This is a genomic window from Faecalibacterium sp. Marseille-Q3530, from assembly GCF_017377625.1.
In the GTDB taxonomy this organism is placed as follows: Bacteria; Bacillota; Clostridia; order Oscillospirales; family Ruminococcaceae; genus Faecalibacterium; species Faecalibacterium prausnitzii_E.
Genome location: NZ_JAFREH010000001.1, coordinates 36537 through 49253 on the forward strand (window position 1 = coordinate 36537; position 12717 = coordinate 49253).

Annotated in this window: 10 protein-coding genes; 5 read left to right on the top strand and 5 right to left on the bottom strand. The window is 60.7% G+C overall.

Annotated elements, in window-relative coordinates; genetic code table 11:
- Positions 1-30 precede the first annotated feature (30 nt).
- Complete coding sequence (locus J3350_RS00195) at positions 31-1806, bottom strand: oleate hydratase (RefSeq protein ID WP_207685299.1); 1776 nt, start codon at positions 1804-1806, stop codon at positions 31-33.
- Between the two features lie 144 nt (positions 1807-1950).
- Positions 1951-2532 (bottom strand): TetR/AcrR family transcriptional regulator, encoded by a 582-nt coding sequence (locus tag J3350_RS00200; protein WP_207685300.1) that lies wholly within the window; start codon positions 2530-2532, stop codon positions 1951-1953.
- A gap of 355 nt (positions 2533-2887) precedes the next feature.
- Here J3350_RS00200 and proC point away from each other — a divergent pair, with 355 nt between their 5' ends.
- From proC to J3350_RS00220, 4 genes are all read left to right on the top strand, one after another.
- Positions 2888-3694, top strand: coding sequence for a pyrroline-5-carboxylate reductase (gene proC, locus J3350_RS00205; RefSeq protein WP_207685301.1), 807 nt, complete (start codon positions 2888-2890; stop codon positions 3692-3694).
- 4 nt (positions 3695-3698) lie between these two features.
- The gene (gene proB / locus J3350_RS00210) at positions 3699-4475 is read left to right on the top strand and encodes a glutamate 5-kinase (protein WP_207685302.1); all 777 of its coding nucleotides are present in this window, start codon (positions 3699-3701) and stop codon (positions 4473-4475) included.
- 3 nt (positions 4476-4478) lie between these two features.
- Positions 4479-5741: a glutamate-5-semialdehyde dehydrogenase gene (locus J3350_RS00215; RefSeq protein WP_207685303.1), complete on the top strand. Its 1263-nt coding sequence runs from the start codon at positions 4479-4481 to the stop codon at positions 5739-5741.
- A gap of 360 nt (positions 5742-6101) precedes the next feature.
- Positions 6102-6542, top strand: coding sequence for a methylglyoxal synthase (locus J3350_RS00220; RefSeq protein WP_097792120.1), 441 nt, complete (start codon positions 6102-6104; stop codon positions 6540-6542).
- Positions 6543-6655: 113 nt separating this feature from the next.
- Here J3350_RS00220 and J3350_RS00225 read toward each other — a convergent pair whose 3' ends face one another.
- Complete coding sequence (locus J3350_RS00225; RefSeq protein ID WP_097792119.1) at positions 6656-8686, bottom strand: FAD-binding protein; 2031 nt, start codon at positions 8684-8686, stop codon at positions 6656-6658.
- Positions 8687-8981: 295 nt separating this feature from the next.
- Complete coding sequence (locus J3350_RS00230) at positions 8982-9683, bottom strand: response regulator transcription factor (protein WP_207685304.1); 702 nt, start codon at positions 9681-9683, stop codon at positions 8982-8984.
- A gap of 117 nt (positions 9684-9800) precedes the next feature.
- On the opposite strand from J3350_RS00230, the gene J3350_RS00235 reads away from it, so the two are divergent.
- Complete coding sequence (locus J3350_RS00235) at positions 9801-11342, top strand: HAMP domain-containing sensor histidine kinase (RefSeq protein ID WP_207685305.1); 1542 nt, start codon at positions 9801-9803, stop codon at positions 11340-11342.
- A gap of 55 nt (positions 11343-11397) precedes the next feature.
- Here J3350_RS00235 and J3350_RS00240 read toward each other — a convergent pair whose 3' ends face one another.
- Complete coding sequence (locus tag J3350_RS00240; RefSeq protein WP_207685306.1) at positions 11398-12714, bottom strand: aminopeptidase C; 1317 nt, start codon at positions 12712-12714, stop codon at positions 11398-11400.
- Positions 12715-12717 lie beyond the last annotated feature (3 nt).

The following is a 12717-nucleotide window of genomic DNA, read 5'->3' on the forward strand; positions in this document are numbered from 1 at the left end:
TCCTCCCCCGCCGGGATCAGGACCCGGCGTTCAGATGATCTTATATTCTTGCAGCAGACGGCCGAGGTCGGTCTCCTGCACCCTGTCGATGACTTTGCCGAGCGCGAACCGCTCGATCCATCGCATCTTGAGGTCGCTCAGCGGACGTCCATCCCGCAGCTGCACGGCTGCGTTCAGCAGGTCGCGGACGTCGTAGGTGCTGTCCCAGACCTCCGGTACGCCCCGGTCGATGTCCAGCAGGGTATACACCGCCTCCATGCCGGTGCGCATGGAGTATTCGGTGGTGAAGATGGTGTCACGCGGGGTCTCTGCGAACTGCCCCAGAAACGCGAAGTTCACCGCGCCCTCCGGCACCACAGCGGGCCGGTCGCCTGCTGCGCGGGGCATGAAGAAGGCCGTGATGTACGGCATCATGACGGGCACCGTGTTGGCGCTGTGCTCGGCCAGATCTTCGATCTCCGGTTCCGGCACACCGAGGTGATACAGCCACTCCATGCAGATCTCCTTGCCGGTGCAGTCCCGCATGGGCTTCTTCACGTAGTTGCCGGGCGTGTCGCTGAACAGGCCGTAGAGCCAGCCCACGAGCTGGCCTTTGGGCTGATTTCGGAACTGCGGCTGGCGGTTGAAGGTCCAGCTCAGCAGCCAGTTGGAGTCCCGGACGGTCACGATGCCGCCGGTGACGGCCCCGCCGCTGAAGGGGTCCCGCTTGCAGATGTTCTGGATGTAGGGCACGATCCGCTCGTCCAGCGTGGTCACGGTGGCGCTCATCCAGTTGGTCTGCTCCGGGTCGGAGCAGAATTTCTCCGGGTGGCCGAAGGCGGGGTCCTGCGCGGCGATCTTCTTCCACAGATCCCAGCCATTGCCGGGGTGGAGCACCGTGTCCAGCGCAGCGGGCTGGTCCTGCGCACCGATGGAGCTGTTCTCGACGCAGCCGCCGTTGGTGATGAAGACCAGATCGTTTTCGGTCAGGTCCACCCGCTCCTCGTGGTCATCCACCAGAAGGCAGATGGTGCGGGCCTGCTTTTTGCCGTCCGCACAGTCGAACTCAATATTCGTCACCTTCGTGTTGTAGTGGAACCGGACCCCATAGCCCTCCAGATAGCGGATCATGGGCAGGATCATCGACTCATACTGATTGTACTTCGTGAACCGGAGCGCCCGGAGATCCGGCAGTCCGCCCACATGGTGGACGTAGCGCTTGAGGTAGAGCTTCATCTCCAATGCGCTGTGCCAGTTCTCAAAGGCGAACATCGTCCGCCAGTAGAGCCAGAAATTCGAGCCGAGGACTTCTGCGTCGAACACGTCGGTAATCCGCTTGTCGTACAGCTGCTCGTCCGGGGTGAAGAAGAGCTTCAGGATCTCCATGCAGCCCTTGTCCGACAGGCCGAACCGGCCGTCGGTGTGGGCATCCCGGCCCTGTTGTTCGGTCGCACGGCAGAGTGAGACGTTCGGGTCTTTTTTGTTCAGCCAGTAGTACTCATCCAGCACACTGACGCCCTCGGTCTCGATCGACGGAATGGAGCGGAACAGGTCCCACATGACCTCGAAATGATCGTCCATCTCGCGCCCGCCCCGCATCACGTAGCCGATGCCGGGGTATTGATAACCATCGCATGCGCCGCCGGGGATGGCCCCTTTTTCAAAGAGGTGGACATGTTCGCCCTTCATCTGACCATCCCGCACCAGATAGCAGGCCGCCGTGAGGGCAGCCAGCCCGGTGCCGACGAGGTAGGCCGACTTGCGGTCTACGTCCTTTGGTTTCCGCGGCCGCGCAAATGCTTCATAGTTACCACTGGAATAATACATGTTATTCCCTCCGTTTGTTGTGGTTTCTTTCATCTTATAGTTTGCGCTGATGGTACTGTACCATGTTGTCAAAAAAGGTTCCATAAACAGAAAAAGCACCGTGATGGAAAACCCATCACAATGCTTCTTCTGTCTAAATTTTCATCAATCATCCAGTTCCGAGGGGCTGCGGTCTGTGCGGAACCGGTTCAGCGCACGCTGGAAATCGCCACGGATCAGGAGATTCAGCCGTTCCGTCATCCGGACGGGGTCCTCCTTCATATCCTTGCGGATCCATTCCAGTGCCATGCCCACCAGCGCATACTTGTAGAAATCCACGATGAACTGTACATCGTCATCCTGCACGGTGATCTCCTGCATCCCGCGTTCCATGAACTCCCGCAGCATGGGGTCCAGCAGCTTATATAAGTACTGTTCCACCTGCTCCCGGCTGATCGAGCGGTAGACGTTCATCACCAGCACCTTGTTCTCCTGCACCTGGTGTAGGAGGTCCAGAAACGCCTCCGTCCAGGTATCGAACGTGGGCTTGTTTTCCAGCGCCTTTGCGGCGTCTTCGACCATGATCCAGTCCACCAGATCGTAGATATCCTTGAAGTGGTAGTAGAACGTCATGCGGTTGACCCCGCAGTCCTCCGTGATATCGTTGATCGTGATCTTGTTCAGGGGTTTCTGGAGCAGCAGCTTTTTCAGCGATGCTTCCAGAGCCCTCTTTGTCGTCTGTGACACAACCTCCATCCTTTCCCAGCCGCGCCGCGCGCACTGCTGTTTGTGGTGGCCGGCCTCCCAGCCGGAGAAGTGAGAACACTTCCTTTTATAATATACCTCTTTCCGAGGACAATTTGCAAGCAAAAATTCCAAATTCAGGGTAAATTTTCTGTTACTACGGCTCCGTATTGCGAAATTTTGTACCGTTTGTACTCCCATTCCAGCCCATTTTTTGAAACATTCTTTTTTCAGCAGGCCCTTCCCCTCTTGATTTTCAGCCCCCGTCTGCTTACAATGGAGGCGGAGATGAAACAGCATCTCCCCTGCCCCAATGCGGGGGCAGGCCGGGTGGAATTCAAGAAAGAAGGTTTTTGTTATGCTCAAGACCATTGGATTTTTAGGCTGCGGCAACATGGGCGGGGCCATTGCCCGCGCGGTGTGCAAAGCAGCAGACCCGCAGAACGTGTATCTGGCCAACCGCACCGCTGCCAAGGCGGAGAAGCTGGCCGCCGAACTGGGCTGCAATACCACGATCAACGACGAGGTGGCAGGCCGGTGCGACCTCATCTTCCTCGCTGTCAAGCCGCAGATGATGGAGGCCCTGCTGACCCCGCTGAAGTTCACGCTGGCCGAGCGGCCGGGCCGGTTCGTCCTGTGCAGCATGGCGGCGGGCCTGCCCATTTCCCGCATTCAGGAGCTGGCCGGTGAGGACTACCCCGTCATCCGCATCATGCCCAACACCCCGGCTTCCGTGGGCGAAGGGATGATCCAGTATTGTTCCAGCCATGTCACCGCCGAAGAAGAGGCCGAATTCTGCAAGCTGATGGCCCCCGCCGGGCGGCTCGACCCGGTGCCGGAAGCCCTGATCGACGCGGCCAGCTGCGTTTCCGGCTGCGGCCCGGCCTGGGTGTACCAGTTCATCGAGGCGCTGGCCGACGGCGGCGTGGCCTGCGGCCTGCCCCGCGCCAAGGCGCAGGAATATGCCGCCCAGATGGTGCTGGGCAGCGCCAAGCTCGTTCTGGAGAGCGGCAAGCACCCCGGCGAGCTGAAGGATGCCGTGTGCAGCCCCGGCGGCAGCACCATTCAGGGCGTCCGTGTATTGGAAGAGCAGGGGTTCCGCGGTGCCGTGATGGACGCCGTCCTCACCGCTTACGATCGGACAAAAGAGATGGGAAAGGGGTAAGGATATGCGAATCGTCGTCAAAGTCGGCACTTCCACGCTGGCGCACCCCACCGGGCGGCTGAACATCCGCCACACCGAAGATCTGGTCAAGGTACTCAGCGACCTGAAGAATGCCGGGCACGAGGTCATCCTCGTCTCCTCCGGTGCCATCGGCATGGGCGTGGGCAAGCTCTCGCTCCCCCAGCGCCCCAAAGATATGGCCACCAAGCAGGCCTGCGCCGCCGTGGGCCAGTGTGAGCTGATGTACACCTACGACCGGCTGTTCACAGCTTACAACCACAACGTGGCCCAGGTGCTGCTGACCGGTGTGGACGTTGAGGATGCCGGCCGGCGGCAAAACGTGGAAAACACCCTGAACCGCCTGCTGGAACTGGGTGCACTGCCCATCATCAACGAAAACGACACTGTGGCCACCGATGAGATCACCTCCATCGGCGACAACGACACGCTGGCCGCCATCGTCTGCCGCTGCATCCACGCCGACCTGCTGGTGCTGCTGAGCGACATCGACGGCCTGTACACCGCCAACCCCCACACCCACCCGGAGGCAAGGCTGCTCCCGCTGGTGGAACGCATCACGCCGGAGATCCTGGCGCTGGCCGACGGGGTCGGTTCATCGCTGGGGACCGGCGGCATGTCCACCAAGCTCCGCGCCGCCCAGCTGGTGACGGAACTTGGCGCAGACATGGTCATCGCCAACGGCTCCCACCCGGAGCTGCTGTACGACATTGCCGAGGGCAGACCGGTGGGCACCCGCTTTGCAGGCCGGAAGGAGGGCTGAACCATGACGACACAGGAAATTCTGGAAGCCGCACGCGCCGCGAAGTCTGCACTGGCACTGGCGGATGAACAGACCCGTAAACAGGCGCTCTGGGGCATGGCAGACTGGCTGTGTCACCCCGACCAGATGCAGACCATTCTGGCCGCCAACGCCGAGGACATGGCTGCCGCCAGAGGGCACATCTCCGACGTGATGCTCGACCGTCTGGCTCTGACGCCGGAGCGCATCGGTGCCATGGCGCGGGGCATTCTGGAAGTGGCCAATCTGCCCGACCCGGTGGGTGCTGTGCTCAAGCGCATCGAGCGGCCCAACGGTCTGGTCATCGAAAAGACCGCCGTGCCCATGGGCGTCATCGCCATCATCTACGAGAGCCGCCCCAATGTGACCAGCGACGCCGCCGCCCTCGCCATCAAGAGCGGCAACGTCTGCGTCCTGCGCTGCGGCCGGGAGGCCTGGCGTTCGGCCCACGCCATCGTGGAAGCTCTGCGCCGCGGCCTGAAGGAAAACGGTCTGCCGGAGGCCGCCGTCTCCCTCATCGAAGACACCACCCATGCCTCCGCCAACGCGCTGATGACGGCCGTTGGCTTTGTGGACCTGCTCATTCCGCGCGGCGGGGCCGGGCTCATCCGGGCCTGTGTGGAGAACGCCAAAGTTCCCTGCATCCAGACCGGCACCGGCATCTGCCACGTCTTCGTCGATGACTCCGCCGACCAGACCCAGGCGCTGGACATCATCGAAAACGCCAAGGCCAGCCGCCCCAGTGTCTGCAACGCTGAGGAAGTCTGCCTTGTGCATTCCGCCATTGCGGCGGAGTTTCTGCCCAAGCTGGCCCGGCGTCTTGGCCCGGCCCGCGTGGCACGGGGCCTGCACCCGGTCGAACTGCGGCTGGATGAGCGGGCGGCAGCTGTCATTGACGGCACCCCCGCCGGGCCGAAGGATTTCGATACCGAATTTCTCGACTACATTCTGGCCATCAAGGTCGTGGACAGCGTGGAAGAAGCCATCGGCCACATTGCCGAGCACTCCACCGGCCACAGCGAGGCCATCCTGACCCGGAACGAGGCCCATGCCTCCCTCTTCACAGCGGCCGTGGACAGTGCGGCGGTCTATGTCAACTGCTCCACCCGCTTCACTGACGGCGGCGAGTTCGGCCTGGGCTGTGAGATGGGCATCTCCACCCAGAAGCTCCATGCCCGCGGCCCGATGGGGCTGCAGGAGCTGTGCAGCTATAAGTACATCATCCATGGAGATGGGCAGGTGCGGTGAAAACCTCTCAGTCATTGCTTCGCAATGCCATTTGTACATTTGTTTTCTTCCATGGACTGTTTTTTCGTCGAAAACAGTTTCGTTCGATGGTTCGAATGTGTCTTTCGTCTTTGTCGATGGTTGCATCCAAGTTTTCGCCGTTCTCCACAAAACAAAAGTCATACTTCCGGGCAGAAAATCGTAGAAAAAGACGATTTTTCTCTTGACAAGGCCCATTTTGGCGCGGTACAACTATAGTGGAAAGTTTGGAATAAATGTTGTGGGTTGAATGTTTCAAATTTGAAATTGTACGCTCAGTGAATCCAATCCAAAAAAGTGTTCGTCCGCAACCAGACATTGAGACAAAGGAGAGTGTGAATTATGACCATCGCAATCCTTGCACATGATTCCCGCAAAGAACTCGCGCTTCAGTTCTGCACCGCGTACAGCGGCATTCTTTCCCGCAACACGGTCATCGCCACCGGCACCACCGGTCGTATGCTGAACCAGGCCACCGGCCTGCCAGTCCATTGCTACCTCTCCGGGCGGCTGGGTGGCATCCAGCAGATCACAGCGCGCGTTGCCTGCGACGAAGTCGATCTGGTGCTGTTCTTCCGCGACCCGCTCAAGACGGACAGCGGTAACTTCATCGAGCAGAACCTGCTCCGCCTGTGTGACATGCACAGTGTACCCATCGCCACCAACATTGCAACCGCCGAAGTATTGCTGCGCGGTCTGGATCAGGGCGACCTGGACTACCGCGAGGGGATGCACCCCGCTCTTGTGGAGCCGGTCGTTCCGGTTTCCCGCGCCGTGTGCTGAGGCAGACCGGCTTTTTGATTTGTGTATAGAGGGAAAAAACAGCGCCGCAGAGGGTTTCGAACCTTCTGCGGCGCTGCTTTCTTTTTTGAATTTGATTTCCGGGGAAATCCGCCTTACTCCAGACCAGCCATCTGCTTGACGGCCTTCATGGCAAAGGTCAGGGTGCGGCCCATGGCCACGCCTGCCATCAGGCAGGGGTAGTTGTTGGCAAAGAAGCTGCCGGACATATCGCCGGTGATGTACAGGCCAGGCATGGGCTTATTGTCGTTGTCCAGAGCCTGACCCTTCTCGTTGATGGCAATGCCCTGCTCGGTGGTCAGCAGAGAGGCACCCAGCCAGCAGCCATAGAACGGAGCCTTGCGGATCGCGCTCAGGCGGTATGCGGGCTTGCCGAAATCGGTATCCTCCTGGGCATCGTACAGCGCATTGTAGCGCTCGACGGTGGCGAGGAAGGTCTCCTTGGCGTCGCCGGTGAAGCCAAGCTTGTCGGCCAGCTCCTCGATGGTGTCGGCCTTGAAGAAGCAGCCTTCCGTTTCTGCATTCTCCATCTGCTTCTTGATATAGTCCTCGCCTGCGTTGCGGGTCTGTGCGGAGCAGCCGATGGTGTGGAAGCGCTTGACGTCTTCCAGAATGTTGGCGTCGCAGATCTGGGCATACACACGGCCCGGCTGGTGGGCAGCGGCATAGACGATGTCGTTGTAGGGGCAGCTTTCGTTGGCGAAGCGCTCACCGTTGCGGTTGACCTTCAGGAACGGCTGCGTACCGGGGTTGTACTGCTTGATCTTGCCGGGGAACGCCTTGCCGCCAAACGCATTCTCACTGTCAACATAGCCTCCATCCACGCCGGGAGCCACGATGCCGCGGTCGAACAGCATGGGGGCAGCTTCCTTGTCCAGATTTGCACCGGCCCAGACGGCGGCACGGATGCCGTAGCCCTTATCGGACGGAGAGTAGGAACAGGCGGTGGTGACGGAGGTGCCCAGCGGGTCCAGCTGCTCCATCATGTAGGGGTTGCCAGGGAAGCCGCCGCAGGCCAGCAGAACGCCCTGATTGGCGTTGTAGCGGATGAAATGGTCGTCCTCGGTGCTCTGGGCGATGATGCCGGTGATGCGGCCGGAGGAATCCTTTTCAATTTTGGCGAGGCTGGTCTTGAAGTCGATGCCGTAGCCCAGCTCCTCGATGTACTGCTGCAGGGCCTCGTTGCGCTGCAGGCCGGAAGCGGACTCGCTGGCACGGTAGTTGTGCTCCTGCACCGGGTAGAGGTAATCGGTGTTGTGCTCGGCGTTCTCGGCAGGCCATTCCGCCTCATCGCCGGAGGTGAACTCGCATTCCCAGCCGAACTTGTCTTCCAGAATGCTGCGCATAAAATCGTGCATCGCAGCAGACTCATTGATCCAGGTCCTGACGACCCGCTGGTCGCACTTGCCGGAAGCATAGCGGGAGATCTCGCTCAGCAGCTTGGCCTTGTCGGTCGCAGGGGCACCGGCAGCCTTGGCGGCAGCGGAATCAATGGCACCGTACCAGTGGCGGGTATCCTGCACGGCCGCATTCTGCTCGATGATGCGGAAGTTCAGGCCGTTGGCGGCTGCATAAGCAGCAGCAAACATGCCGCCGTTGCCGGCACCGACGATGAGGATGTCGGTGTCCACGGTCTCGGTGATGGCAGCCTCGTCGATGTCCGGCTCCTTGCCCAGCCAGTCGGTCTCGTCGCCGGTAGGCAGCTGAACGCTGGACACGGTGGCTTCGCCCTTGGCCTGTGCAAAGCAGCTCTTGGCTGCCTTCATAACGGCATCGGAGGTCACGGTAGAGCCGGACACGCCGTCGATCTCGGCAGAACCGGCAGCAAGCAGCTGCTCCTTGAGCTGGTCGGCTGCGGCGGCACCATAGGAAGCGGTCTCGCCGGAGGTATCGACGACCACGTTGGTGACAGCGCTGTCGGAGAAGGTCATAGTGACCTTGACGGTCGAGGAGATGCCCTCTGCCGTGCCCTCATAAGTGCCGGGGATGTAGGTGCCGGATGCGGCAGAAGCGGCGGTGGAGGAGGAGCTTGCAGAGTTGCAGGCAGCCAGAGCACCGGCCGTGACGCCGGACATGGCAGCAGCGGCAGCGATCTTCAAAAAGCCTTTGCGCGAGATCTTGTTCATTGCGGGGTTCCTTTCTTCTTTTCTTCGTGTGTTCTTCATTTGCCTTCCAATGCTTCTTCGGTCTGTGCAGCGTGTGCCTGCGCAGACTTCGTTCGATAATAATTTAACACAAAGTTTTGCCCCTGTCTTTTAAGATTTGTTAAGCATCTCCGCTGTTTCTCTGCTTTGGAACGTCGATTTTGCACTTCGTTTGTCAAATAACGGTCAAATTCAGGCAAAAAAATGCGCCCACCGCTTAAGTTTCCTTAAACAATGGGCGCATTCCGCTTAACGATCCTTCAGGTTTGGGCGCGAGTCAAAGCTCCGGCTGGCCATCCGGCCGGAACACATACCCCTTCCCCCAGACATTTTTCAGGTAGATGGGCTTTGCCGGGTCCGGCTCGATCTTGCTGCGCAGATTGTGGATGTGCACCTGCACCGTGCGCACATCGCCAAGGCTTTCCTTGCCCCAGATCTTCTGGTACAGCTCGTTGGCCGTGAAAAACGTGTTGGGGTAGCGGACGAAAAGGGAGAGGATGCGGAACTCCATGTCGGCCAGATGGATGCTCCGGCCGTTCTTCTCGACGCAGTGGCTGTTGGAGTCCAGCGTAAAGGCCACGCAGTGGTAGCCGTTGACGCTGGGCTCGGCGGCGTCCATCTGCACCCGGCGGATGTTCGCCATGATGCGGGCCAACAGCACCTTGTGGTTGTAAGGCTTAGCCAGAAAGTCGTCGCCGCCCAGCTCCAGCGCCCGGACCACCGTGTCAGTATCGTCCAGACAGGACGTAAAGATGATGGGGCAGTGATGCCAGCTCCGCAGCCGCTGGCACAGGTCCATGCCGTTGGTGTCCGGCAGAAGGATGTCCATCAGGATGACATCGAAGTTCTCGCGGGCATGGCTCAGCGCCTCGCCGCCGGTCTCCGCACAGACCACTTCATAATTCTGCTGGCTGTTCAAAAAGTAACGGGTCGTGTCCCGGATCACGGGATCGTCCTCCACCAGAAGCACACGGATCATTCCTGTTTGCTCTCCCCTTTTTCGCAAAACTTTGCTATACTAGAGTTAGTATACCTTATTTTACGGGCTTTCTCAACTGTTTTTCCGGAAGTTCCGTTCGTTCGGGGGAGGTCAACTATGAAAACCAAACATCTTCTCACTGCACTGAGCGCGGTGGTGCTGGCGCTGGGCATCGCGCTGGCCGGCATCTGGTACAACGCCCAGCTTCCGCCCCTGGAACCGGGCACCGCCGCCAGCGGACAGGATGCCGAAGTCCTGTTTCAGGAATGGGCCGGGGCCTTCCCGGACGAAGGTTCCGATGTGCGCACCATCCGCACGACCTTGCAGTGGATGGCCATCACGGTCTTCTGCACGCTGGCGGCGACCGTGCTGGCACTGCACCACTACAAGCCGCAGCGGGAGCTGGGGTATTTCCTGCTTTATCTCGTCATCCTCATCGCCTGGGCAGCTACGGTCATCCGCTTGCCGGAGCGGGGCAGCGGTATGGTGCGGTTTCTGCGGCAGGGGTATTTTTCCCTCACGGTGCTGGCCCCCATCTGGCTGAGCGCGGCGCTGACCGGCATAGCCCCCAGGACCAGACAGCAGAAGTCCCTCTCGCTGGCACTGACGGCCGGGTATGTTCTGCTCTCCCTCAGCACCTGCCCGCCGGTGCGGGCCATCGGGCTGCTGGGCGGCATGGCCTACTGCATCGGGCTGCTTATCGCGGCCTACTGCCGGGGAGACCGCGCGGTGCTGCTCCTCCTCTTCCCCTGTGCGGCAACGGTCGGCCTGCGGGTTCTGGTCATTCTGCCGGGGCTGGAGCTTCCCTTTTTCTCGGAGAGCATCCGCTTCTATGTGATGCGGTGTGCCCGCATCTACGATATCCCCTTCACCTTGGGCTGCATGACCTTCGTCTGCCGCCGGTTCGCCCTGCAATTTGACCGCACCGAGCAGCTGGCGCGGGAGCTGGACCAGCGCGTGGCCGACCGCACCCGCGCCCTGACCGAGGAGACCGAGGCCCGCAAGAGCATGATGCTGAACATCTTCCACGACCTGCGCAGCCCGCTGTTCGCGGTGTCCAGCGGGCTGGACACGCTGGAAGCGGCCCCGGAGGCCCTGCCTGCCCTCCTGCCTGCTTTGCAGCAGCGGATGCGCTTTCTGCGGCGGCTGACCGAAGATCTCTTCCTTGCGGCCAAGCTGGAACAGAAACAGGTCCTGCTGAACGAAGACTGCGTTTCCCTGAGCGAGGCCGCGCAGGCAGTCTGCGAGAACTGCCGGAGCGAAGCGGAGAACAAGGGCGTTGCCCTTTGCGCACAATTCGATGCCGCACTGCCTGTCTGGGGCGATGCGGTGCGGCTGCAGCAGATCTTGCAGAATCTGGTGACCAATGCCATCCACTACACCCCTGCGGGCGGCACCATCACCGTCCACAGCTGGGAGACGGAGGGCTCTGCTCTCGTCTGTGTGCAGGACACCGGCTGCGGCATTGCCCCGGAAGATCAGGCTGCCGTATTTGACCGCTACTTCCACACCACGGCCAACACCAAGCACGACTCCACCGGCCTCGGCCTGACCATTGCGCAGGAGCTGGCCCGCTTACATCATGGCGAGATCCTGCTGGAAAGCGAAGTGGGCAAGGGCAGCTGCTTCACGCTGAAGCTGCCCCTGCTCGCGGACTGAACAAAAAATGCTCTGCCGGAAAAGGCAGAGCATTTTTTTGCAGTTGAACGTCGGTTTATGCCAGCGGGTCCCACAGCTTCATGGGCAGAGGTTCCTGCGCCAGCAGGGCGCGCTGGGCATCGCTCAGCAGGCTCTTGCGGACGGTGACCTGATAGACGTTGGCCTGGAACCACTTCTCGCTGCCGATGTAGTAGCCCTTCTGGCCGGACTCCTCGCCCCAGCTGTTCTCGATCTTCCAGCGGTTGGCGGTGCCGTTCTCGTCCAGATTGACGCCGCAGAACATCATGCAGTGGTTCATGGTGCTGTCGCGGGTGAGCAGACGCTCCGACTTGGTCATGCCAAAGGTCAGCCCGCCCAGCACCTCGCCGTACTGGAAGCAGTCGGGGTCCCAGTAGCCGTTGGCGCGGTCGCCGTCCGGGTGGCAGTCGCAGCTGAACATGACGCCCTCCCCGGCCTGCAGCTGGCGGATGGTCAGGTCTTCCAGCTCCTCCTGCGAGAGGTTAAGCCAGAACATGCCGTCCTCGACCACATCCCCCATAAACGGCTGGCAGTAGGTGCGGTTGACTGCATGGATGGGCGAAGCGATGATGACGGCATAGTCGTCGAAGTCGCTGCCGACGTACTTGTCGAGGAACTGCTTCGGGGTCAGGCCGCGGTCGCAGTGGTAGACCTTGTCGGTATCGGTGTACTCGAAATCAAAGGTCTTGGGCGGCTGGCCGTAGAGGATGCGCAGAGCGTTGTAGATCTCTGCCAGCATCTCCTCGCGGCGGGCCGAGGGGTCCTTGCCTTCGCGGACAAGGGCGCGAAGCTCCAGCGCATCCTCGCGCAGCTTGCGGTTCAGGATGGGCAGGTACTTGGCCGTGCCGGTAGAGTGCACCGTCTCCGGCATCACCCAGGAGGGCACGACGCCGTACTTTTTGATGAGGCTGACCGCCATATCCCACTGGCCGCCATCGGGCAGCGGGTTTCCCAGCAGGGTGAAGGTCTCGCGGTCGTCCAGCTCCTGCGCGGCAAAGTGAAGGATGTTCTCAAAGAAGAGGTTTGCCTTTTCCAGCTTGTCGTAGAAGGCCAGATAGGTGGGCGAGATGGAGAAATCCTCCAGTTTGCACTGCCGGATGACCCGCTCGCGCAGGACGTTCAGGGTGGAGAACATCCAGCAGCGGCCGCTCTGCTTCTGGTTGGTGATGTTGCTGGTCTGGACCAGAACGGAGAAATCCATCTGCAATTTGGCTGCGGCAGCGGGCACAAAGGCGGCATCCGGCAGAGCCGTGCGGGAGATGGCATTGGACATCACCTGCAGCTCCGGGCGGGCCGCATAGACCTGCTCAAAACGTGCCAGCATTTCAGCGTCAATGGGAGTTACCTTGTTCATTGG

What these genes read in the sequence shown, in the direction of transcription:
- J3350_RS00195 (WP_207685299.1), bottom strand. Translation starts at nt 1,806, where the DNA reads ATGTATTATTCCAGTGGTAACTATGAAGCATTTGCGCGGCCGCGGAAA.
- proC (WP_207685301.1), top strand. Translation starts at nt 2,888, where the DNA reads ATGCTCAAGACCATTGGATTTTTAGGCTGCGGCAACATGGGCGGGGCC.
- proB (WP_207685302.1), top strand. Translation starts at nt 3,699, where the DNA reads ATGCGAATCGTCGTCAAAGTCGGCACTTCCACGCTGGCGCACCCCACC.
- J3350_RS00215 (WP_207685303.1), top strand. Translation starts at nt 4,479, where the DNA reads ATGACGACACAGGAAATTCTGGAAGCCGCACGCGCCGCGAAGTCTGCA.
- J3350_RS00220 (WP_097792120.1), top strand. Translation starts at nt 6,102, where the DNA reads ATGACCATCGCAATCCTTGCACATGATTCCCGCAAAGAACTCGCGCTT.
- J3350_RS00225 (WP_097792119.1), bottom strand. Translation starts at nt 8,686, where the DNA reads ATGAACAAGATCTCGCGCAAAGGCTTTTTGAAGATCGCTGCCGCTGCT.
- J3350_RS00230 (WP_207685304.1), bottom strand. Translation starts at nt 9,683, where the DNA reads ATGATCCGTGTGCTTCTGGTGGAGGACGATCCCGTGATCCGGGACACG.
- J3350_RS00235 (WP_207685305.1), top strand. Translation starts at nt 9,801, where the DNA reads ATGAAAACCAAACATCTTCTCACTGCACTGAGCGCGGTGGTGCTGGCG.
- J3350_RS00240 (WP_207685306.1), bottom strand. Translation starts at nt 12,714, where the DNA reads ATGAACAAGGTAACTCCCATTGACGCTGAAATGCTGGCACGTTTTGAG.